16 protein-coding genes and 1 riboswitch are annotated in these 22,240 nt (G+C 33.1%); of the genes, 7 read left to right on the top strand and 9 right to left on the bottom strand.

The genetic code is table 11. The features are described 5' to 3' along the window. Positions 1-10: 10 nt before the first annotated feature. The 6 genes from ASC44_RS02185 to ASC44_RS02210 form a co-directional block, all read right to left on the bottom strand. Complete coding sequence (locus ASC44_RS02185) at positions 11-1,723, bottom strand: efflux RND transporter periplasmic adaptor subunit (protein WP_055445986.1); 1,713 nt, start codon at positions 1,721-1,723, stop codon at positions 11-13. A gap of 77 nt (positions 1,724-1,800) precedes the next feature. Next, complete coding sequence (locus tag ASC44_RS02190) at positions 1,801-4,299, bottom strand: heavy metal translocating P-type ATPase (protein WP_055445987.1); 2,499 nt, start codon at positions 4,297-4,299, stop codon at positions 1,801-1,803. Beyond that, positions 4,299-5,585 carry a TolC family protein gene (locus ASC44_RS02195; protein ID WP_083476224.1) on the bottom strand — a complete coding sequence of 429 codons (1,287 nt, stop codon included), beginning with the start codon at positions 5,583-5,585 and terminating at the stop codon, positions 4,299-4,301. The genes ASC44_RS02190 and ASC44_RS02195 overlap by 1 nt, the downstream gene beginning before the upstream one ends. Beyond that, entirely contained in the window at positions 5,585-5,938 is a 354-nt protein-coding gene (locus ASC44_RS02200; RefSeq protein ID WP_055445988.1) for a four helix bundle protein, read from the bottom strand. The genes ASC44_RS02195 and ASC44_RS02200 overlap by 1 nt, the downstream gene beginning before the upstream one ends. A gap of 89 nt (positions 5,939-6,027) precedes the next feature. Beyond that, positions 6,028-9,894 carry an efflux RND transporter permease subunit gene (locus tag ASC44_RS02205; RefSeq protein WP_055445989.1) on the bottom strand — a complete coding sequence of 1,289 codons (3,867 nt, stop codon included), beginning with the start codon at positions 9,892-9,894 and terminating at the stop codon, positions 6,028-6,030. Between the two features lie 109 nt (positions 9,895-10,003). Next, positions 10,004-10,417: an HYC_CC_PP family protein gene (locus ASC44_RS02210; RefSeq protein WP_055445990.1), complete on the bottom strand. Its 414-nt coding sequence runs from the start codon at positions 10,415-10,417 to the stop codon at positions 10,004-10,006. Between the two features lie 91 nt (positions 10,418-10,508). Here ASC44_RS02210 and ASC44_RS02215 point away from each other — a divergent pair, with 91 nt between their 5' ends. The 3 genes from ASC44_RS02215 to ASC44_RS02225 all read left to right on the top strand — a co-directional run bounded on the left by ASC44_RS02215 (position 10,509) and on the right by ASC44_RS02225 (position 13,405). Beyond that, positions 10,509-11,087 carry a Crp/Fnr family transcriptional regulator gene (locus tag ASC44_RS02215; RefSeq protein ID WP_055445991.1) on the top strand — a complete coding sequence of 193 codons (579 nt, stop codon included), beginning with the start codon at positions 10,509-10,511 and terminating at the stop codon, positions 11,085-11,087. An 83-nt stretch (positions 11,088-11,170) separates the two neighbouring features. Beyond that, complete coding sequence (locus tag ASC44_RS02220) at positions 11,171-12,265, top strand: alkene reductase (RefSeq protein ID WP_055445992.1); 1,095 nt, start codon at positions 11,171-11,173, stop codon at positions 12,263-12,265. Positions 12,266-12,346: 81 nt separating this feature from the next. Then, positions 12,347-13,405: an NAD(P)-dependent alcohol dehydrogenase gene (locus tag ASC44_RS02225; protein WP_055445993.1), complete on the top strand. Its 1,059-nt coding sequence runs from the start codon at positions 12,347-12,349 to the stop codon at positions 13,403-13,405. A gap of 97 nt (positions 13,406-13,502) precedes the next feature. On the opposite strand, the gene ASC44_RS02230 is transcribed toward ASC44_RS02225, so the two are convergent. Next, complete coding sequence (locus ASC44_RS02230; RefSeq protein WP_055445994.1) at positions 13,503-14,804, bottom strand: Na+/H+ antiporter NhaC family protein; 1,302 nt, start codon at positions 14,802-14,804, stop codon at positions 13,503-13,505. 54 nt (positions 14,805-14,858) lie between these two features. Beyond that, positions 14,859-14,957: riboswitch (SAM-I-IV-variant riboswitch) on the bottom strand. A 266-nt stretch (positions 14,958-15,223) separates the two neighbouring features. Here ASC44_RS02230 and ASC44_RS02235 point away from each other — a divergent pair. From ASC44_RS02235 to ASC44_RS02250, 4 genes are read left to right on the top strand one after another with little or no spacing between them, the layout of a single operon-like run. After that, entirely contained in the window at positions 15,224-16,555 is a 1,332-nt protein-coding gene (locus ASC44_RS02235) for a TolC family protein (protein WP_055445995.1), read from the top strand. A gap of 11 nt (positions 16,556-16,566) precedes the next feature. Further along, positions 16,567-17,766 carry an efflux RND transporter periplasmic adaptor subunit gene (locus ASC44_RS02240; protein WP_055445996.1) on the top strand — a complete coding sequence of 400 codons (1,200 nt, stop codon included), beginning with the start codon at positions 16,567-16,569 and terminating at the stop codon, positions 17,764-17,766. A gap of 4 nt (positions 17,767-17,770) precedes the next feature. After that, positions 17,771-18,514 carry an ABC transporter ATP-binding protein gene (locus tag ASC44_RS02245; RefSeq protein ID WP_055446079.1) on the top strand — a complete coding sequence of 248 codons (744 nt, stop codon included), beginning with the start codon at positions 17,771-17,773 and terminating at the stop codon, positions 18,512-18,514. A gap of 2 nt (positions 18,515-18,516) precedes the next feature. Further along, the gene (locus ASC44_RS02250; RefSeq protein ID WP_055445997.1) at positions 18,517-19,737 is read left to right on the top strand and encodes an ABC transporter permease; all 1,221 of its coding nucleotides are present in this window, start codon (positions 18,517-18,519) and stop codon (positions 19,735-19,737) included. Positions 19,738-19,805: 68 nt separating this feature from the next. Here the strand turns inward: ASC44_RS02250 and ASC44_RS02255 are convergent, their stop codons facing one another. Together ASC44_RS02255 and ASC44_RS02260 are read right to left on the bottom strand one after the other, a co-directional pair. Beyond that, positions 19,806-20,972 carry an MFS transporter gene (locus tag ASC44_RS02255; protein WP_055445998.1) on the bottom strand — a complete coding sequence of 389 codons (1,167 nt, stop codon included), beginning with the start codon at positions 20,970-20,972 and terminating at the stop codon, positions 19,806-19,808. Positions 20,973-21,187: 215 nt separating this feature from the next. Further along, complete coding sequence (locus tag ASC44_RS02260) at positions 21,188-22,150, bottom strand: bile acid:sodium symporter family protein (protein ID WP_055445999.1); 963 nt, start codon at positions 22,148-22,150, stop codon at positions 21,188-21,190. Positions 22,151-22,240 lie beyond the last annotated feature (90 nt).

Below are 22,240 nucleotides of genomic sequence, written 5' to 3' on the forward strand. Positions count from 1 at the left end.
AATTAATTAATTAATTAATTTCTTCAATGATGCTACCGCAGGTCATCATTGTCTCTCCATAATACGGATTTCGGATATCTTTTTCCGTACTCAACCACATAGCACCATTATTATTGTTTGCCATTGGGCATTTTTGAACATATAATGTGGTATTGAAATCCTCTATATTCATAACGATTACTACAATATTTTCATTGAGTATAACAAAATGTTCTCGTTGGTTTTCTATTTCTTTAGTTTCGGAAATAACCTTTAGCATCGCTAAAATTTTATTAAAATGGGCTAACTCCATTTTACCTAAACTTGTGATATTTAAATTTTGTGCTTTCTGATGCATAGTAGCAGCAAAACCAGAAACGGTATTCCCATCGCTTGCAATAAAAGCATCTTTCATATTCAGGTAAATAGAAAGTGTTTCTTTAAATTCTTTATGAAAATGAACAGGGAATGTCATTTTCATTGATTCCATACTTGGTTTGGATTCTGAGGTATCTGCTCTATTCATCATCGATTTTTTGCCTTGCAATTGTGCAGCTGCATCAACCGTGAAAGTTCCATTTGTTACAATTTCATCACCATTGTTTAAACCTTCTAAAACTTGATAATTATTATTTATTCGATTGCCTAATGTAATTTCTCTCATTTCAAAAATAGATTCATTTGCATTTGCTTTTATATACACTACAGAGCGCTTTCCTGTCCACAAAATAGCCGACGCTGGAATTATTAATACCTTTTCTTTATTTGAAGAAACAATACCTTTAATTTTTCCTTCAACAAACATTCCTGGTTTAAAAAGTTCATTTTTATTATTTAAAACTACCCTTAATTTTACAGTTCTTGTTTGTGTGTTTAAAATTGGGTCTATAAAATCGACCTTTCCTTTAAATGATTTATCAGGATAAGCGTTAGTTGTTACCACAATATCTTGGCCTTTTTTAAATTGGCTTATTTGATTTTCATAAACATCAAAATTTGCCCAAACCGAATTTAGATTAGATACTTTAAAAATTGGTTTTCCATCCATGATATGAGATCCTTTATTTATCGTGATTTCGGTAACAACACCTGATACATGTGAGAAAATGGTGAAACTATTTTTTACCTGTCCTGTTTGCTCGACTTGATCTAATTGTGTCCCATGAATCCTCCAATTTTTAAATTTATTCCTAACCGCAGTATACAATTGTGGCTGTGATGCTTTTAACTTATAGGCTGTAATTAGTTCTTGCTGTGCAGCAATTAAATCTGGCGAATATATTTGAGCAATTGCTTGTCCTTTTGTAACGCGTTCTCCTAACGAGTTTATGTACAATTTTTCTATTCTACCATCAAAATGTGCTGGCATGGTAGCAGTTTCATTCTCATTTTCTGTAATTTTTCCTGATAAAACAAAACCTGTATCAACATCAGAACTATTTTCTCCTACGATTGTGGTTTGTATGTTGGCTAATGCCATCGCGTTTTCTGAAAGCTTAAATTGATCTGCCATCAAACCTTCTGCACTACTTTCTGCCGGAATTAAATCCATTCCACAAATAGGACAGTCGCCTGCTTCTGATTGCATAATTTGTGGATGCATGGAGCAGGTCCACATTTGGTTTGTTTCTGCTACAGCATCGTGCTTGTGTATTTCTTCTGTATTTGAATTCCCTCCAAAAAGCATCCAGCCTAAAAGTAGTCCAAGAGCTATTAAACCTATATAAACACTATATTTTTTCATAAGTTTCTATGTTTTTTTAAACCTACAAGGAAGCTTCCTTTGTCAGCAATACCTTGCAGGTTAATTTATCTTATAATTTATATTTTAATATTTCTTAAACGTAAAGCATTTGCAATTACTGTAACCGAACTAAAGCTCATAGCCAAAGCAGCAATCATAGGAGATAACAAAATTCCGAAAAAAGGAAACAAAACTCCTGCTGCAATTGGTATGCCTAATGTGTTATAAAACAGCGCGAAAAATAAGTTTTGTTTAATATTTTTCATAACAGCTTCACTTAAATGCTGCGCTTTTACAATACCATGTAAATCTCCTTTTACCAAAGTAATCATAGCACTTTCAATTGCTACATCTGTACCCGTTCCCATGGCAATACCAACATCACTTTTAGCCAATGCAGGCGCGTCATTAATTCCGTCTCCAGCCATCGCAACTACTTTTCCCTGCTCTTGTAATTTGGTTACTTCTTGCAATTTATTTTCGGGTAACATACTTGCTTTAAAATCGGCAAGATTCAATTCGGTAGCTACAGCTTGTGCGGTATCAAAATTATCTCCCGTTAACATTATTACCGAAACGCCTCTATCTTGAAGCGCTTTTATTGCTTTTGCGCTTGTTGCTTTAATTTTATCACCAATAACCACATAACCAACAACTTTTTTATCTACTGATAAAAAGGAAACCGTCTTCCCTTGTTTCTGATACGTTTTAGCTTCTTGCTCCATTTTAGGGGTGATTTCAGCATTTACATAATTCATCATTTTAGGATTTCCTAAAGCTACTTTTTTACTGTTGATAGTCGCTTCCACACCTTTTCCTGTAACAGCACTAAATTCTTCCGATTTTAAAACTTCCGTGTTTTGCTCTTCACCATATTTTACAGTAGCTTCGGCTAAAGGATGTTCACTATTTTTATTTAAAGACACAATGTATTGCAACACTGCTGCATCACTTAAAATAGCATTAAACGCAGCCGCTTTTTCTACGGTTGGTTTTCCTTCGGTAATAGTTCCTGTTTTATCAATAATTAAAGTATCTACTTTAGCCATTCGTTCTAAAGCTTCTGCATTTTTAACTAAGACACCATTTTGAGCTCCTTTACCAACACCAACCATTATAGACATTGGCGTTGCTAAACCTAATGCACAAGGACACGCAATAATCAATACGGCAATGGCATTTACAAAAGCATATACATACACAGGTTCAGGTCCATAAATAGCCCAAACGGCAAATGTTATTAAAGAAATAAGCACCACCACAGGCACAAAATAACCAGAAACTTTGTCTGCTAAATTCTGAATTGGAGCGCGACTTCTACTAGCATCATTTACCATTTTAATAATTTGAGAGAGTAACGTATCGCTACCAATTTTCTCTGCTTTCATTAAAAAAACTTGATTGCCATTAATAGTACCTCCGCTTACTTTATCGCCTTTAGATCTGTCTACCGGAAGCGGTTCTCCAGAAATCATCGATTCATCAATCGTTGTATTTCCTTCAGTTATAATACCATCTACAGGAATTTTATCACCAGGTTTTACTTTTAAAACATCATGTAATTCAATTTTATCAATAGTAACTTCTACATCTTCTCCGTTTACTATTTTTATCGCTTTATTAGGTGCTAATTTTAAGAGTTCTTTTACGGCTGAATTCGTTTTTCCATGTGCACGCGCTTCTAATAATTGCCCTAAAAGCACCAATGTTAAAATAACAGTTGCCGCTTCAAAATAAACATGCACAGCGCCTGATTCCGTTTTAAATTGAGCAGGAAAAACATCTGGAAAAAATAGTCCGAATACCGAAAATAACCAAGAGACACCTGCACCAATCCCTATAAGTGTAAACATATTTAAATTCCATGTTTTTATACTTCTATAGGCACGCTCAAAGAACATCCAAGTGGCATAAAAAACAACCGGAATAGACAGTGCTAACTGAACCCAATTCCACTGTTTTTGCTCCAAAATTGTATATAATGGATTGTTTGGAATCATTTCGCTCATGGCAATTAAAAATATTGGCAAGGTAAAAGCGACTGCAATCCAAAACTTTTTTACAATCTTTTTATATGTTTTTTCTTCTGATGAAAGATCTGGTTTCATAGGCACTAAATCCATTCCGCAAATAGGGCAGTCTCCAGGTTCATCTTTTACAACTTCAGGATGCATTGGGCAAGTCCACTGTTCTGCTGTATTAATAGATAGATTTTGTTCTTCTACTAAATCCATTCCACAGACAGGACAATCTCTTGCCTTATCGTACGTTTTATCGTCTTCGCAATGCATCGGACAATAAAATGTACCTGTGCCTTTTCCTTTCGGAAGCTCTTTTTTTACTTCTTTTATATGATGATGTTCTCCCGGTTTATGAATACTATAGCGGCCACCATCATTTTTTAAAGCTTCTTGGAAGGTTTCTAATGAAATATGAGATTCCATTTCTATTGTAGCTTCTGCTTTTTCTAAATTAACTGTAGCTTTAGAAACACCTTTAACTTTAGAAAGTGTTTCTTCTACGTGTCCACGACAACCGTTACAAGTCATTCCGTGTATGTGATATGTATGTTTCATTATTTCTGCGTTAAATAATTAATATTTGTTGTTTGTAAATAATATGTTTTAATCGATTCAATCTGATTCATTTGAAACTTTAATTGTAGTTCCTGAATATCCAAAACATCATTAAAATCAATTGTTCCTGTTTCATAGCTTTTTACTAAAATAGTTTCTGCGTCTTTAGCTTGTTGTAAATTTTTAACCTGTGTATTATAACTAATTCTTGCAGAAATCCGGTCGTTTACAGCCTTGTCTAAAAGCGTTTCTAAGCTATTGAAGCGTTCTTGTTTTTGAGACTCAATCTCTTGTTGTTTCAACTCGTTTTGCTTGGTTTGTGATTTGTATTTTTTATTGAATATTGGAATAGAAACCGATACCATTGGCATAACTATATCTTTTCCATTATCGCTAAAACTCATGTCTGGTCTTTTTTCAATATTAACATAATCTAGACCAAAACCAATCAGCGGACTGCTTTCTTTCTGATTCAATAACTCCGATTTTTCTACAGATTGATACAGTTTATCATATTTCAATAATTCTGGATGTAATTCTAAATTTTTAGTAGTGATTTCAAAATCTTCCGAAGGTAAGTTTAACTCATTTAGAACCTTTACAGCAATAGCTTTCTCACGGTTTAAGAGCTTATTAAATTTTGTTTGCTCAGCAAGAAATTGCTGTCCTAATACTTCCAATAATTGCTGCATTTCATTCTCTCTCATTTGTAAACGCAATACATCTACCGCTGATGCTTTGCCAACTTCTACAGAGGTTAATGCTAATGTTTCATAGGTGTCCAGTAGTTTTATGTTTTCAACTAAAACAGTTTGTTTTGCGGTATTAGCATACAAATTATAATACGATTGAGAAACCGAAGCCATTAATTTTCGTTTAGCAATAACAATGTCTTCATATTTTGCATCTGCCAAGGCATTTACATAATTTTCTCTTGCCGAAATAGTATTAAACCAAGGTAACATTTGTTTTGCAGAGACTTTAAAACGTTGTGGTCCTGTTCGGGTTTCTGGTTCACTTACAAAATAACCAACAGCAAATTCTGTGTTAGGCAACGTGTTTACTTCATTCACTTTTTCTGAAGCAATGTTATATTGCAACTCGAATTTCTGAATTTCAGGACTATTTTCTAAAGCCTTATTAATGTAAGTTTCTAGTTCTTGACCATTAACAAAGTGAATAGTGAAAAGTGAAAAACTAAAAATAACGATCCTCTTTATATTAAAATGGACTGATAAAAAATTAAAAATCTTGAAAGGCGATATTTTTTTTAAATGCTTTTTCATTATAATTTAGATTTTGCTGTTTTTATAGAACTCACTAACATAGCGACCAATTCTTTATTCAAATTATAATGAATTTTATATTGTTGGATATCAATATAATTGGTGTCTTTTAATAAATCTATCCAATACAATGTCTCATTTGCTTCTTTTAGAGAAATGCTCATTTTGTGAATAAAATCTGCTTTACTCTGAGCAAATTCTGCTTCACGAATTAACGCACCAACAGCTGTTCCACTTCTTAAAAGTTGTTTACTTAAAACATATTCCTTTTTTTCTGTAACTAATAATTGAGATAACTTCACAATTAAAATAGCAAAGGCATAACTTTTATCTTTTAATATACTTTTTCCCATGATTTTATATTTTTAGTTATTCACTTTAAACTTTAAACTTTTAACTTTTAACTTATAACTTATAACTTTTAACTTTTAACTTATAACTTTTAGTTTTTCACTCTTTTAAGTTTCATCTCTTCTCTCCAGCTATATAAAACCGGAACAATAAAGTAAGAAGTGATATCAATCACCATTCCTCCAAAAATTGGAATTGCCATCGGAATCATAATATCGCTTCCTTTTCCTGTGGATGTTAAAACAGGTAACAAAGCTAAAATGGTAGTAACCGTCGTCATTAAACAAGGACGAATTCGTTTTTTAGCAGCTTCTAATGCAGAAGCTCTAATGCTCATTTTATCCGCAGGTTTTTCACGATCAAAAGTTTGTGTAAGATAAGTTGCCATTACAACACCATCGTCTGTTGCAATTCCGAATAATGCAATAAAACCAACCCAAACAGCCACACTTAAATTGATGGTTTTCATATTGAAAAGATACCGCATATTCTCACCAAAGAAACTAAAATTGAAAAACCAATCTTGTCCGTATAACCAAATCATAATAAAACCACCAGCAAAAGCCACTGCAATTCCGGTAAACACCATTAATGATGTAGTCACTGATTTAAATTGAAAGTACAAGATTAAAAAGATGATAGCCAGCGCCAAAGGCACCACAACAGCCAATGTTTTTTCTGCTCGTAATTGATTTTCATACGTTCCTGTAAACTTATAACTGATTCCTTTAGGAACAATTAATGCTCCTGAATCTATTTTCTGCTGAAATAACGCTTGTGCATTTTCTACCACAGCTACTTCTGCAAAACCGTCAATTTTATCAAACAAAACATATCCAACTAAAAAGGTGTCTTCACTTTTAATTACCTGCGGACCTTGTTCATAACGAATCGTTGCCAATTCACTTAAAGGCACAGGACTCCCTTTTTCTACAGGAATATAAATGTCTTTAATGTCTTCTGGATTGCCACGTAATTCTCTTGGGTAACGTACACGAACTCCATATCGTTCTCGCCCTTCCACAGTTTGTGTTAAGGACATACCACCAATTGCAACTTTTAGCACACTCTGTACATCTTCGATTGAAATTCCATATCGTGCTATTTTTTCTCTATCAATATCAATCAATAAATACGGTTTACCAACAATTCTATCGGCAAAAACAGCTTCTACTTTAACGCCTTCCGCTTGTTTTAAAAGACTTTCGAGTTCTAGTCCAAAAGCTTCAATTTGTTTTAAATCTTGTCCTTTTACTTTAATTCCCATAGGTGCACGCATACCTGTTTGTAGCATGACTAAGCGGGTTTCTATAGGCTGTAATTTAGGTGCAGATGTAACGCCTGGTAATTTGGTGACTTTTATAATTTCTTTCCAAATATCATCTGGATTCTTAATTTCTGATCGCCAGTTTCGGTAGAATTCTCCGTCGCTGTCTTCGATAAGTTGGTTTGCTTTAATTGATGTGCCTGAAGTAACAAAACGTTTTGCGTCGTTATTATGGTCTATATGAGATTCCTCGTCACTCGTTCTTTGCGCTGTCGGAATGACATTCGTTTTCAATTCAAACAAACCATCGGCATTTATTTTATAACGCTGTCTTTTTCCTTCGGAATTACGCATGTATTCAGATTTATACTGAATCATGTTTTCGTACATCGATAAAGGAGCTGGATCTAAAGCAGATTCTGTTCTACCAGATTTACCTACTACCGTTTCAATTTCGGGAATGGTAGCAACTGCCATATCTAATTGCTGCAACACACGTTTGTTTTCTTCAACTCCAGAGTGTGGTAACGATGTTGGCATCAGTAGAAAAGATCCTTCATTTAAAGAAGGCATAAATTCTTTTCCGGTGTTGTTCATAATCCAAAATCCAGAAACAAGAACGGTGATTGGAACTATTAAAAACAACATCTTATTCGCTAAAGCCCATTGTAAAATTTGTCCGTAATATTTTCTAAAAATAGAGAACAATCCTAAAATTCCGAAGCAAATAATAGCCACAAAAATTAAGTTGATAAAAATACTACGATTAAAACCTAAAGGTCTCCAATATTCAGCCAATAGAAATACAATTGCTGCCGAAGAGATAATGATATTTACAAGATTTTTTGAAAGTGAAAAATGAAAAGTGAAAAGCGAAAAATTTATTTCAGTTTTATTAAAATACAAACTCAAAAAAGACACAATTCCGAAAGCTACTACTATAAGACCTAACCAATAACCGCTTATTACAATTGCAAGTCCGGCAAGAATTAAAACACCACTTACAATGTATTTAAACGATTTTTTTAGCGTTGTTTTACGGAATAAGAAAGCTGCCAAAGGTGGAATTATAAACAAAGCAATCACTAAAGAAGCAGATAATGCCATTGTTTTTGTAAAGGCCAAAGGTCTAAACAACTTCCCTTCTGCACCCACCATCGTAAATACAGGAACAAAACTAATAATGGTTGTTAAAACCGCTGTTAATATGGCTCCGGATACTTCCGCGGTAGCGTTATAAATAATTTCGTTTATGGAAAGCTTGTTAGTTTGATGAGATTCCTCATCGCTCGTGTCTTGCTCTGTCGGAATGATATTTTCACTTTTCACTATTAACTTTTCACTCTTCACTTCATCCTCATCAATATGGCGAATCATATTTTCGGCAAGTATGACGCCAACATCTACCATAGTTCCAATAGCAATTGCAATACCCGAAAGTGCCACAATATTTGCATCAACATTGAATAGTTTCATTGCCACAAACACCATTAAAATAGCAACCGGTAACAATCCTGAAATTAAAATAGAGGCTCTTAAATTAAAAACCATTATAATAATTACTAAAATGGTAATTAAAATCTCTAGAGTTAATGCTTCTGTAAGTGTGTCTAAGGTTTCTACAATTAATTCTGAACGATCGTAAAAAGGAACCACTGTTAGTTGAGATGTTCGTCCGTCTGCCAATACCTTAGTAGGCAAACCGCCTTTTAGTTCCGCTATTTTTTCTTTTACATTTGTAATTACTTCCATAGGATTTGCTCCATATCTAGCAACTACAACACCACCAACAACTTCTGCGCCTTCTTTATCTAATAATCCACGTCGTGCTGCTGGACCTAAAGAAACTTTACCAATATCTTTAATTTTAATAGCTGTAAAATCTTTAGAAGTTACCACTGCATTTTCAATATCTTCTACCGATTTTATATATCCTAAACCACGTACTAGATATTCAGCTTGATTGATTTCTAAGGTTTGAGCACCAATATCTTGATTGCTACTTTTAACCGCTTTTACAACTTGGTTTAAACCAATATTATACTGACGCATTAATTCAGGGTTTACATCTACTTGATATTCCTGAACATAACCACCAATTGAAGCTACTTCTGAAACACCACTTGCAGACGATAATGCATACTTTACATAGTAATCTTGAATACTGCGTAATTCTTGTAAATCCCATCCACCAGTAACATTTCCGTCTTTATCTCTACCCTCTAGAGTATACCAATAAATCTGACCTAATCCTGTAGCATCTGGTCCTAAAGCAGGATTAACACCTTCTGGCAACAAGCCGCTTGGTAGTGAATTTAATTTTTCTAAAATCCGACTGCGGCTCCAATAAAACTCGATGTCTTCTTCAAAAATGATATAAATACTAGAGAAGCCAAACATAGAAGAACTACGGATGGTTTTTACTCCAGGAATACCGAGTAGGGAAGTGGTTAAAGGATAGGTAATTTGGTCTTCGATATCTTGTGGAGAACGACCATCCCACTTTGTGAATACAATTTGTTGATTTTCACCAATATCTGGTATGGCATCTACAGCCACAGAATCACTGGGTAAAAAACCAGTATTCCAATTAAAAGGTGCGTTTACAGTTCCCCATCCTACAAAAAGGACAAGTAATAAAACGGCTACGATTTTATTCTCTATTAAGAATTTGATGCTTCTATTTAGCATTAGATTTAAAATTTAAACAATTAGAAAATGGCGTTAAAAAAAACACCGAATACAAGAAATCATCCTAATGAAATAAATCACTGGATAATACAGTCTATTGTTTAAAAAATCAGATTAAATAGGTCTCGTCTAGCTTGAATATTTCCTTTCTGACGAGTGGTGGTTCATATGTTTCGTAAGAAGACACATTGCTATCTAAACCTTCAAAAAGATTTAAATACGTAAATACAAATGAAGCAATAAATAGTTGTTGATTTAAAGAAATATTGTCCAATTGAATTTGTAATTCATCTTGACCATCAACCACTAACTGTTCATCATTACAGCAATTTTTTTTAGTAATAGAGCAACCATCAGATGCTGGTTTTTCCATTTTCATTCCACAACCTTTTGCTTTATGAAACATTGCAGTTTCCACTAAAGTATCTCCACAATAATGCATACTAAAGCTGAATGACATTGTAGAAAATAAGACTACAAAAGCCAACGTAAAGGATACTATCTTATGGAATATTTGCTTCATAATTATTTACAAACTTATGAAATATTTTGTAATGTAATGACAAAGTTGAGTTAAATTAGTGTTTAGTTATAGAAAATATCATCTTTGTATTATGGTCTATCAGTCTATTACAAAACATATAAATACACACATCAATCCAACCGAGAATGATATGCGAATATTTAATGCTGTTTTAAATGAAGTCACCGTTTCTAAAGGCCAGTTTTTATTAAAACCAGGTACCAAAGTTAAGAACGAGTATTTTGTAATTAAAGGTTGTTTAAAAGCCTATTATATAGACGAAAAAGGAAGCAGACATATCATACAGTTTGCAGTAGAAAATTGGTGGATTGGGGATTTTGAAGCGTTTTATAATCAAGCACCTGCGAAATTATATATCGAAGCGATTGAAGATGCTCAGCTGTTATCCATTAATTACGATAGTCTTGAAAATTTATATAAAGATGCACCCATTTTCGAACGGTATTTTAGAATATTAATTACAAAAGCTTTTATTTCACAAAGTAAACGCATATTGTCTTCGCAAGAAAAAAACACACAGCAACGCTATTTAGAATTCTGTAGCTCGTATCCTTTAATAGAAGACAGAGTGCCCAATTATGATATCGCTAATTATTTAGGTGTTTCACCCGAAAACTTAAGTAGGGTACGACAACAGATAAAAAGTTAAATCTATCTTAATTGATATAGGTCAATGATATGTGTGTAGTAGTCATGTAACTTTGTTTGTCTTAACAATTTACAAAACATCAAATGAACACACAACCTTTATTAACACCATATAACAAAAACCTTAATCTTAAAAACAGAGTCGCTATGGCACCTATGACACGTAGTCGTGCTGATAACGATGGAAAAGTAGCAACAGATGATTTACAAGGTTTGTATTACGAACAACGCGCATCTGCAGGATTACTAATTACAGAAGGATCTCAAGTATCTGAAAAAGCTGTAGGTTATATTAACACGCCAGGCATTTATACAGATGCACAGGTAGAAGGTTGGAAAACTGTGACCAAGCGTGTACACGATAAAGGAGGTAAGATCTTTATTCAATTATGGCACGTTGGACGTATGTCTCATCCAAATTTTCATAATGGCGAATTACCAGTTTCGGCTTCAGCCTTAAACCCAAACGCTAAATCATTTACTTCAGAAGGTTTTAAAGATACTGTAACGCCTAAAGAAATGACTATTGAAGATATAAAAACTACGGTTAAAGATTTTCAGCATGCAGCAGCAAATGCTATAAAAGCAGGATTTGATGGTGTCGAAATTCATTCTTCTAATGGGTATTTATTTCAGCAATTCTTTAATGGATGTTCAAACAAAAGAACAGACGATTATGGAGGTAGTTTTGAAAACAGAGCACGTTTTTTCTTTGAAGTTGTAGACGCTATTAAGGCTGTTATTCCGCAAGAGAAAATAGGTGTTCGTTTCAATCCATCATTACATGGTATGTTTGGGATTACTTTAGATGAAGACACTATTCCTACGTTTGAATACATCATCAAAAAATTAAACGATTACAATTTAGCATACGTTCATTTATCTGAACCGTTTACAGATGTCTCTGAAGTACCTTTTGCAGTAACCGAAATCGCTAAGCATTTTAGACCGTTGTACAATGGAACATTAATGATTAACACTGCGTTTGATCAAGACAAAGGAAATAAAATTATTGAAGCTGGTGAGGCAGATTTAGTAGCTTACGGAAAGCCATTTATCTCTAATCCAGATTTAGTAGAACGTTTTGAAAATAATTTGGAATTAGCAGAATGGGATCAAGATACGTTTTACACAACAGGAGAAAAAGGATATACTGATTACCCAAAGGCCTCTAAATAATTAGTTTAACTTATAACAGTCCTATTTCAAGAGTAATCAATATAGACATTGAATTAAAATCAATATTAAGAAAACATAATTATGACAACGACAACAGTAAAAGCATATGGTGCAACCGCATCAACCGAAGAATTAAAACCATTAAACATTGAGCGTAGAGCAGTTGGAACAGACGATGTAAAAATAGATATTACGTTTTGTGGTGTTTGCCATAGCGATATTCATACTGTAAGAAATGACTGGAAAGGTTCTACTTATCCTGTAGTACCAGGACACGAAATTATTGGTCGTGTTCTAGAGGTTGGTGCAGGTGTAACTAAGTATAAAATAGGAGACAAAGTAGGTGTAGGTTGTTTAGTAGATTCTTGCCAAACATGTGCATCTTGTGAGCAAGATTTAGAGCAGTTTTGCGAAAAAGGAACCACTTATACTTATAATAGTCCAGATAAGCATATAGAAGGTGCGCAAACTTATGGAGGGTATTCAACATCGGTAACGGTAGATGAGAAATTTGTATTACGTATTCCTGAAAATTTAGACGAAGCAGCAACAGCACCTTTATTGTGTGCAGGAGTTACAACTTGGTCACCTTTAAGTCATTGGAAAGTAAAAAAAGGAGATAAAGTAGGTGTCATTGGTCTTGGTGGATTAGGACATATGGGTGTAAAGTTTGCAAACGCTTTAGGTGCTCACGTAGTAATGATTACAACATCTCCAGAAAAAGGAAAAGATGCGAAAAGATTAGGTGCTCATGAAGTATTGGTTTCTAAAGATGCAGACGATATGAAGACCCATCAAGGGAGTTTCGATTTTATCTTAAACACCATTCCTGTTGGTCACGAAATGGATCCGTATTTAGGATTACTTAAAATTGATGCGACTATGGTATTAGTTGGTGCAATCGATGCTTTAGATCCTTTCCACGGTGGTAATCTTATTATGGGACGTAAGCGTATTGCTGGTTCATTAATTGGTGGTATTAAAGAAACACAAGAAATGTTAGATTTCTGTGGAGAACATAATATTACAAGTGATATTGAACTTATAGATATGCAAGATATAAACAAAGCTTATGATCGTGTTACAAGTAACGATGTTAAGTACAGATTTGTTATTGACATGAAGTCTCTTAAAGCATAACATTTTAAAACATTTTTTATAACAAAACAGCATCTAAATATATTAGATGCTGTTTTTTGTTTTGTAATGTTTTGGGTTATGCATACTGTTTAATGTTCTAACTTAAACGTAAAGGTTTAAAGTTGATAAAAAGTAAAGTGTAGATCAATAGAAGTAGTAAATACCAAGTGTTTGATACTAGATCTAAATAATCTATTTTTCCTTTAGAAAAACTTAAAATCATTAAAACTTGTGCTCCATAAGGTAAAAGACCTTGCGTAATACAGGCAAAAATATCTAAAATAGAAGCGGTCTTTTTATTATCTAATTGGTAGTCGTCATTTATAGTTTTTGCAATGGGTCCAGTAATTATAATAGAGACCGTGTTATTAGCAATAGCCATATTAGTAGTACTAACTAACGTTGCAATGCCTAATTGAGCGGTTTTTTTATTCTTGATTAGCTTTTTTATTTTTACCAAAATAAATTCAATACCGCCATTTTTTTTAACCAATGCAGCTAAACCTCCTGTAAGTAGTGATAGTAAGAAAATTTCTGTCATACTTGTAAAGCCAGTATATGCAATTTTTGTAGATTCTATAAGTGTAAAATCACCATAAATAATACCTAACAATCCACCAAATATAACACCTAAAAGTAAAGTTATAAAAACATTGACACCTATAATAGACAATATAATCACCAGTAAATAGGGTAGTATTTTTATAATAGAATAGCTATAAACAACTGTTTCTGTTTCGGTGGATTTTAAACCAAAACCTTGAAAAATTAATATAGCAATAGTAAATAAAGCAGCGGGAACAGCAATTTTGATGTTCTGTTTAAATTTATCGCTCATTTTACAACCTAAAGACTGTGTGGCAGCAATGGTCGTGTCCGAAATAACCGACAGATTATCTCCAAACATACTACCACCTAATAACGCACCACAAAGGATAGCCAAATCAACACTACTTTTATCTGCAAAACCAACAACTATAGGAGCTAATGCAACGATAGCGCCAACAGAAGTTCCGGTAGAAACCGATAAAAATCCAGCAATTATAAAAACACCAAAATAGATATAATGTATTGAAATATAATCTAACCCAAGATTAACAATAGCATCTACACTACCTGTTGCTTTAGTAATTGCTGCAAATGCACCTGCTAATAAATAGATTAAGCACATGGTTAAAATTTTATCGTCACCACACCCTTTTAAAAGCGTTTTAATTTTAGAGTTTATAGATTGTTTAAACATTAAAAAGGCAACAATAATACCTGCAATTACTGCAATAGGAGCAGGAAGTGCATAAAAATCGTTTTGATAAATACCAACACCTAAAAACGTAAAAACGAATACTAATAGTGGTATTAATGCTGAAAATTTTGGTGTAATTGTAGTGGACTTTTCCATTTTTTTATAATTCTTTTTAAAAAGGAAAATAGAATGGACAAATAAATAGAAAGATGAATTAACATTTGTTCCAAATACTTGGCTTATCTATTTAGCACCTTGCTCGTTATTGCAGGTTGCTATCTCCTTTTGTTGAGATTCTTGATAATTTATTTAAGTGGGCAAAAATAGTACTTATAAGAACATGTAATTCTTAATAAGTGTTAATTCTTCAAAATAAAAGGTTGACTTTTTAATGTGAGATCTAATATTAAGGTATCGGCTATTTATGGTTGTTATAGAGGTTTTATTTTTTCTTATGTAAATCTCATCGATAAATAAAGGGCTTTAGTATAGTCAATTGTGGCAAACGTCTATTGCTTTATAATAAGATAGTATATAGTTTAATATTTGAAGTGTAAAATTAAAACACTCAAAAAATGAAACTATATCTAATCCTTACAAGCTTACTATTTGTGCAGCTTTCTTGGTCACAAGAAACTTCAACAAATACTTCAAAAAAAATATGGTCTTTAGAAGACGCTATAACTTACGCTTTAGAAAATAACATTACAGTTAAAGATGCTGCTTTAAGTAAAAGTATGGCAGAAGTAGATTATGAAAAAGCAAAATCTTCTAGATTACCAAATTTGTTTGGTAGCGCCTCTCAGAATTTTTCTAACGGAAGTACTATCGATCCTATTACAAGTAATTTTGTAACAGATCAAATAAATAGTACAAATGTGGGTATAAATAGTTCTATGACTTTGTTTCAAGGTAATCAAATCAACAATCAAATTAAACAAAATAAAATACTATTCGAGCAAAGTGTTTTTGAAGAAGAAGTAGAAAAAAACAACATCGCTTTAAGTATTTTAGAAATCTATTTACAAATACTTTACAGTAAAGAAAGTATCTCTATTGCTGAGAATAATGTAGCAGCTTCAGAAAAAGAAGTCTTGAGAGCAAAAGCACGTTTAGATGCGGGAACAATTGCTTTAAGCGATTATACAGAGGCGCAAAGCCAAACGGCAACAAACAAATTTAATGTTATTGCGGCAAAAAACGATTACCAACAATACATCATTCAATTAAAACAATTATTAGAATTATCGCCATTAGAAGATATTGAAATTGAAAGTATTGATGAAAACATGGATTTAATAAACCTTGAACTGAATAAAATTGATGTTTATAACAATGCTTTAAGTTTTATGCCAGAAATAAAGGCTAGCGCACTTAATATCGAAGCTAGTGAGAAAGCGCTAGATATTGCTAAAGGTGGTTTTTTACCAACATTATCTTTAACAGGAAGTATTGGTTCTGGTTACACGAGTATTAATGATAATACGTTTTCAGATCAATTTGATGTTAATTTTAATCAGAAACTGGGCTTGTCTTTAAGTATTCCAATATTTAATAGAAACCAAACAAAAGCAGCAGTACAAACAGCAAATTTAAATATAGAACGTGCAGAAATTCAAAAGCAATCTACCGAAAAAGAAATTTATAAAAAAGTAGAAACAGCCTATCAAAATGCAGTATCTGCACAAGAGCAAGTTATTGCTGCAGAAGCATCAAAAACAGCTGCAGAGCAATCTTATAAACTGGCACTAAAAAAGTATGAGTTAGGTGCTTTAAGTACAACCGATTTAGTGATTAGCCAAAACACATTCACCAACACACAACAAAACTATTTACAATCTAAATACTTAAATATTTTATACCACCAATTATTACAATTTTATCAAGGAAACGATATCAAACTTTAAACTATACCATTATGAAAAAGAAAATTATAATCAGCGTCTTAGTACTAGCAGCAATTGCCGCAGCAGCCTTTGTATTTTTAAAAGGTGACGATGCCATCATCGTAGAAGCAAAAACGGTTATTGCTAAAAAAGCAAATGTAACCACTATGGTTACAGCAACAGGTACTATGGAGCCTATTACGCAAGTAGAAGTAGGAACGCAAGTGTCTGGAGTAGTAGAAAAAATATATGTAGACTATAACAGTATTGTTAAGGAAGGCCAATTAATAGCAGAATTAGACAAAACCAACCTTAACGCATCAAAAACGCAAGCACAAGCCGCTTACGATAATGCTATAAGCCAGAGAAATTACACGCAAACAATTTACGACAGACAAAAAACATTGTACGATAGTCAAGTGATTAGTAAATCAGATTTTGATGATGCTAATTTTAATTATCAAACAGCAAAAGGTACGGTTACTCAGCGTTATTCAGACTTACAATCGGCAAAAACAAACTTAGGTTATGCTAATATTTATTCGCCAATAAACGGCGTTGTATTATCAAGAGCTATAGACGAAGGACAAACCGTTGCAGCAAGTTTAAGCACACCAACGTTATTTACCATTGCACAAGATTTAAAAGAAATGCAAGTGGAAGCAAATGTAGATGAAGCAGATATAGGACAAGTAAAAGAAGGGCAACGTGTTATGTTTACAGTAGATGCGTACATAGGTGAAACTTTTGAAGGTGTTGTAACACAAGTACGTTTAGATCCTACAGTAACATCAAATGTAGTAACTTATACTGTAGTTATAAAAGCAGATAATCCAGATTTAAAATTAAAACCGGGTTTAACAGCGACCATTTCTATTTTTACTTTAGAATTAAACGATGTGTTGACAACAGAAGCTAAAGCCATCAACTTTAAACCAGAAAAAGCGACTTTAGAAGCTTATAATAAACAAGAAGAATTAGAACCTAGTACTATAGAACGTTCTAGAGAAGGAACTACGCTTTGGGTATTAGAGAATAATGGCGCAATTACTCCTAAAATAGTAACTCTTGGAGCGAGTGATGGTGTTAATGTAGAGATAGTAAACGGTATTGCTGAAGGAGATAAATTAGTATATAGCTTATTAGGAGTTTCTAAATCAGAAGCAGGAACAGACGCTAAAAGTACAAGTCCATTTATGCCACAACGTGGAGGCGGTGGAGGAAAAAGATAAGATTATGAAAAAAGAAATCATAAAAATAGAAAATTTAAAACGTGAGTTTAGGATGGGAACCGAAACGGTTCATGCCTTAAAAGGAATATCGTTTGATATAAAAGAAGGAGAGTTTGTAACAATAATGGGATCAAGTGGTTCTGGTAAAAGTACAATGTTAAACATTTTAGGGTGTTTAGACCAACCAACTTCTGGACTGTATGAAATTGATGGTGTTAGCGTTAAAGATTTAAGCAGAAATGAATTAGCAACCATTAGAAACGAAAAGATAGGTTTCATTTTTCAATCGTATAATTTACTAGCAAGAACATCTGCTATTGAAAACGTAGAGTTACCATTGTTGTATAACAGTAAAGTTAGTACTGAAGAACGAAGAGAACGTGCCATTAAAGCCTTAGAGATGGTTGGTTTGGGCGAACGATTACATCATACACCTTCGCAACTTTCTGGTGGACAACAACAACGTGTAGCCATAGCAAGATCTTTAGTTAATAATCCAGTAATGATTCTTGCAGATGAAGCTACTGGTAACTTAGATACTAGAACCTCTTATGAGATTATGTCGTTATTTCAGGAGTTAAACAAAAAAGGTATTACCATAACTTTTGTAACGCACGAACCAGACATTGCTACATTTAGTAGTAGAACTGTAGTGTTAAAAGATGGCGAGATTATGCAAGATTATCAAAATCATAATGTGCAATCTGCAGCAACCGAATTAGCAAAATTACCTAAACAAGACCATTAATTATGAGACTATTAAATTTATTTAAAATCGCAACAAAGGCAATTATTCTCAATAAAACGAGAACTTTGCTTACTATGTTGGGGATTATTATTGGGGTAGCTTCTGTAATTGCAATGTTAGCCATAGGTGAAGGCTCAAAAGAAAGTATTCGTGAATCAATTTCTGCCATGGGATCTAATATGATTACCATTAAACCTGGAGCTGATGATAAAGGTGCTGTAAGAGGAAGTGGAGGTGATGTTCAAACCTTAACGCTTCAAAATTACGAAGTGATTAAAGAAAAAGCATCTTTATTAAGCTATGTCACACCTGTTGTCAATGGCAGCGGACAAGTTATTAATGGTTCTAACAACTGGCCAAGTAGTATCTACGGTGTAAACCCAGACTATATTAAAATTAAAGTTGTAGGCTTACAAAGTGGTAGTATGTTTACAGATGCTGAGGTTAAATCGGCTTCTAAAGTGGCTGTTATTGGGCAAACCGTTGTAGACAACGTGTTTCCTGATGGGCAAGATCCTGTTGGTCAAATGATTCGTTTTAATAACATTCCGTTTAAAGTGATTGGGGTGTTAGAAGAAAAAGGAGAAAATACCTTTGGTCAAGATCAAGATGATGTAGTATTGGCACCATATACAACGGTACAAAAACGTATTTTGGCCATAGATCATCTAAATCAAATTATAGCATCTGCAATCAGTGAAGATGAAGCATCTAAAGCGGTTACTCAAGTAACAGAACTTTTACGTTCTGAGCATAAGATACTAGATAATGAAGAGGATGATTTTACCGTAAAATCTATGGAAGAGTTAATTTCAACCTTTAGTTCTACAACAGAAATGTTAACCATTCTGTTAGTTGCTGTTGCTAGTATTTCTTTACTAATTGGAGGTATTGGTATTATGAATATTATGTATGTTTCTGTAAAAGAAAGAACTAAAGAAATTGGTTTGCGTATGGCAGTAGGCGCAAAAGGAGCAGATATTTTAATGCAATTTTTAATTGAAGCTATTTTAATTAGTATTACCGGTGGCATACTCGGTGTATTACTAGGATTAGGAGCCTCCGTATTTATAGAGCAATTTCTAGGCTGGCCAACAAGTGTTGCTTTGTATTCTATAATAATTTCCTTTGCAGTATGTGCTGTAACGGGTATTTTCTTCGGATGGTATCCTGCAAGAAAAGCATCCGCATTAGACCCAATAACCGCTTTACGTTACGAATAATAGCGTTCGGTTTATAAATTAATATAAATATCAAAAAGACTAATTGTTTTAAACAGTTAGTCTTTTTTTTATGATTGATGTTTTGGTTCAAAAATAAACTGAACGATTAAAATAGCTACTGATATTAATAAACCTAAAACAGCAACACCCTGCCAACCAAAATGTTGCCAAGCATACGCACCTAAAAAAGTACCGAAAGCACCACCAATAAAAAAGCCCACCATATAAACCGTATTGACTCGATTTCTAGCTTCTGGATTCTTAGAAAAAATAATAACTTGGTTAGTAATATGTAAAACTTGCATCCCTAAATCTACTATAATTACGCCTAAGGCTAAACCAATTAAAGAGTATCCTGAAAAAAGGAAAATCACCCAAGAAATCATTAATAATACGGTAGAGAAGATAATCATACTTTTTCTAGTATATTTATCATTCATTTTACCGACAACGGTTGCGCCAAGTGCTCCAACAATACCAAAGACACCAAAGGCTCCAGCAACATCGCTATCGTAATTAAAATGATCTTCCATTAAAAAAACAAAGGTGGTCCAAAAAACACTCAACCCTGCAAAACCAAGTCCAGCGCGTAAAGCAGCCAATCGTAACGAAGGTTCTGTTTTAAAATAATGACCTATCGATTTTAATAAACTTCCGTAACTTCCTTTATAGTTGGGCTTAATTTTTGGTAATTTATATTGAAGTAAAATAAACAGCAATACCATTAATACCGTTGCTGCAGAAAACATAAAGCGCCACCCAAACCATTTTCCTACAACACCACTTATAACGCGACTTCCTAAAATACCAATTAGCAATCCGCTCATTACAATACCTAAGGCACGTCCTCGACCTTTATCGTCAGATAATTGAGCAACCATTGGCACAAATAATTGTGGTAAGGCAGATGAAAAACCTATGAAAAAGCTACTTATAATCAAAAGGTATAAAGTACTTGATAATGATGCTGCAATTAGTGAGAGAATCATTAAAGCAAAATCGAATTGTAATATTTTTTTGTTGGAAACCTTATCACCTAAAGGGACAATAAATAATAAACCAAAAGCATAACCCAATTGTGTCGCCAGAGGCACATTACTTACAGCAGATTCACTAACTCCAAATTCTACAACCATTTGGTGCAGAAGTGGTTGGTTGTAATAGAGGTTTGCAACAACAAGTCCAGCAGATATACTCATTAAGTACAATACTGAATTGGATAAATTTTTACTCATATTTTAAAACTTAATAACACTTTTGAATGTAGATGTCAAAGGTATTAAACTATAAAAATTTTATAAGTAACTAAGGGTCTAATTAATTAATATATTTTTAGTTTTTTTATTTCCAAATAGAGCGACTGTATTCATTTAGCTAACCGACTTTTAAAGTAATTAAAGGAAAGATTTAAAATAATCAAATAAATGATTTCTAAAAATTTTAGTATTATTTAACTTTCTCTACTTTTTTTAGAAGCGACAATACTAATGATTAATATCTGTGTAGCATGAAACAACATGAGCGGCAAAAGAATAATACCAACCGATGCCATGTTGCCAAATAATATCTTAGAAAAAACAGTACCATGTACTAATGATTTTTTAGTACCACAAAACTGTGCTGTAATTTGATCTTCGGTATTCAGTTTTAACTTTTTAGAAATAAAGCCTGTTAGTAAAAAAGCAATACCAAACAATACGATGACACCTATAAAAATAATGCCTAAATCTAAAAGAGAGACGGCACTAAAAATATTATCATTAAAAGATTCTGCAAAACTTTTATAGATTATCAATAAGATAATAGATTTATCAAACAGCGTTAATTTACTCCTGTGTTTGTGAGCAAACTTCCCTAAAAAACGTTGTAATAAGAGCCCTAAAATTACAGGTAAAATAATTTGAACAATCAGTTTTAAATAGATCGCTGTAAAATCAAAATCTGTTTGAGCATCATTTATAAACAAGCCCATCCAAAGCGGTGTAATTGCAATTCCTATAATACCAGAAATACTTGCATTAAAAATAGCTGCAGGTATATTTCCTTTTGCCATAGACACCATAACAACGGACGATGATACTGTAGAGGGTAATGCTGCCAAGAAAAAGAACGCTAACCAAATGGTTTCTTGTTCTTCATTTTGAAGTAACGGTCTAAACAATAAAACCAATAGCGGAAACATTAAAAAAGTAGCACTTTGTACTAAAAGATGTAATTTCCAATTTTTAAGTCCTGCTTTTAACTGTGTAGGATTTAATTTTAATCCGTAGAAAAAGAAGATAAGCGAAATTCCTACAGCGCTAATTGTGTCGATAGGAATTTTACTTTCCTGTGCTCCATATTGTGGAAAAAAATAAGCTATTAAAATAGTCGCAATAATAGAAAGGACAAATTTATCAATCTTTAACTTCATGTTTGTTTTCTTTGTTTCTATATGCTAAATTAGGTGTTTTAGGTAGTAGATAATATTAATTCTGCTACAATCATAATCAGTAAAGGTTGC

The organism is Lacinutrix mariniflava, assembly GCF_001418015.1.
Taxonomy (GTDB): domain Bacteria; phylum Bacteroidota; class Bacteroidia; order Flavobacteriales; family Flavobacteriaceae; genus Lacinutrix; species Lacinutrix mariniflava.

Bases quoted from the DNA above. Each gene is read 5' to 3' on its own strand.
- ASC44_RS02185 (WP_055445986.1), bottom strand. From the start codon at position 1,723: ATGAAAAAATATAGTGTTTATATAGGTTTAATAGCTCTTGGACTACTT.
- ASC44_RS02190 (WP_055445987.1), bottom strand. From the start codon at position 4,299: ATGAAACATACATATCACATACACGGAATGACTTGTAACGGTTGTCGT.
- ASC44_RS02195 (WP_083476224.1), bottom strand. From the start codon at position 5,585: ATGAAAAAGCATTTAAAAAAAATATCGCCTTTCAAGATTTTTAATTTT.
- ASC44_RS02200 (WP_055445988.1), bottom strand. From the start codon at position 5,938: ATGGGAAAAAGTATATTAAAAGATAAAAGTTATGCCTTTGCTATTTTA.
- ASC44_RS02205 (WP_055445989.1), bottom strand. From the start codon at position 9,894: ATGCTAAATAGAAGCATCAAATTCTTAATAGAGAATAAAATCGTAGCC.
- ASC44_RS02210 (WP_055445990.1), bottom strand. From the start codon at position 10,417: ATGAAGCAAATATTCCATAAGATAGTATCCTTTACGTTGGCTTTTGTA.
- ASC44_RS02215 (WP_055445991.1), top strand. From the start codon at position 10,509: ATGGTCTATCAGTCTATTACAAAACATATAAATACACACATCAATCCA.
- ASC44_RS02220 (WP_055445992.1), top strand. From the start codon at position 11,171: ATGAACACACAACCTTTATTAACACCATATAACAAAAACCTTAATCTT.
- ASC44_RS02225 (WP_055445993.1), top strand. From the start codon at position 12,347: ATGACAACGACAACAGTAAAAGCATATGGTGCAACCGCATCAACCGAA.
- ASC44_RS02230 (WP_055445994.1), bottom strand. From the start codon at position 14,804: ATGGAAAAGTCCACTACAATTACACCAAAATTTTCAGCATTAATACCA.
- ASC44_RS02235 (WP_055445995.1), top strand. From the start codon at position 15,224: ATGAAACTATATCTAATCCTTACAAGCTTACTATTTGTGCAGCTTTCT.
- ASC44_RS02240 (WP_055445996.1), top strand. From the start codon at position 16,567: ATGAAAAAGAAAATTATAATCAGCGTCTTAGTACTAGCAGCAATTGCC.
- ASC44_RS02245 (WP_055446079.1), top strand. From the start codon at position 17,771: ATGAAAAAAGAAATCATAAAAATAGAAAATTTAAAACGTGAGTTTAGG.
- ASC44_RS02250 (WP_055445997.1), top strand. From the start codon at position 18,517: ATGAGACTATTAAATTTATTTAAAATCGCAACAAAGGCAATTATTCTC.
- ASC44_RS02255 (WP_055445998.1), bottom strand. From the start codon at position 20,972: ATGAGTAAAAATTTATCCAATTCAGTATTGTACTTAATGAGTATATCT.
- ASC44_RS02260 (WP_055445999.1), bottom strand. From the start codon at position 22,150: ATGAAGTTAAAGATTGATAAATTTGTCCTTTCTATTATTGCGACTATT.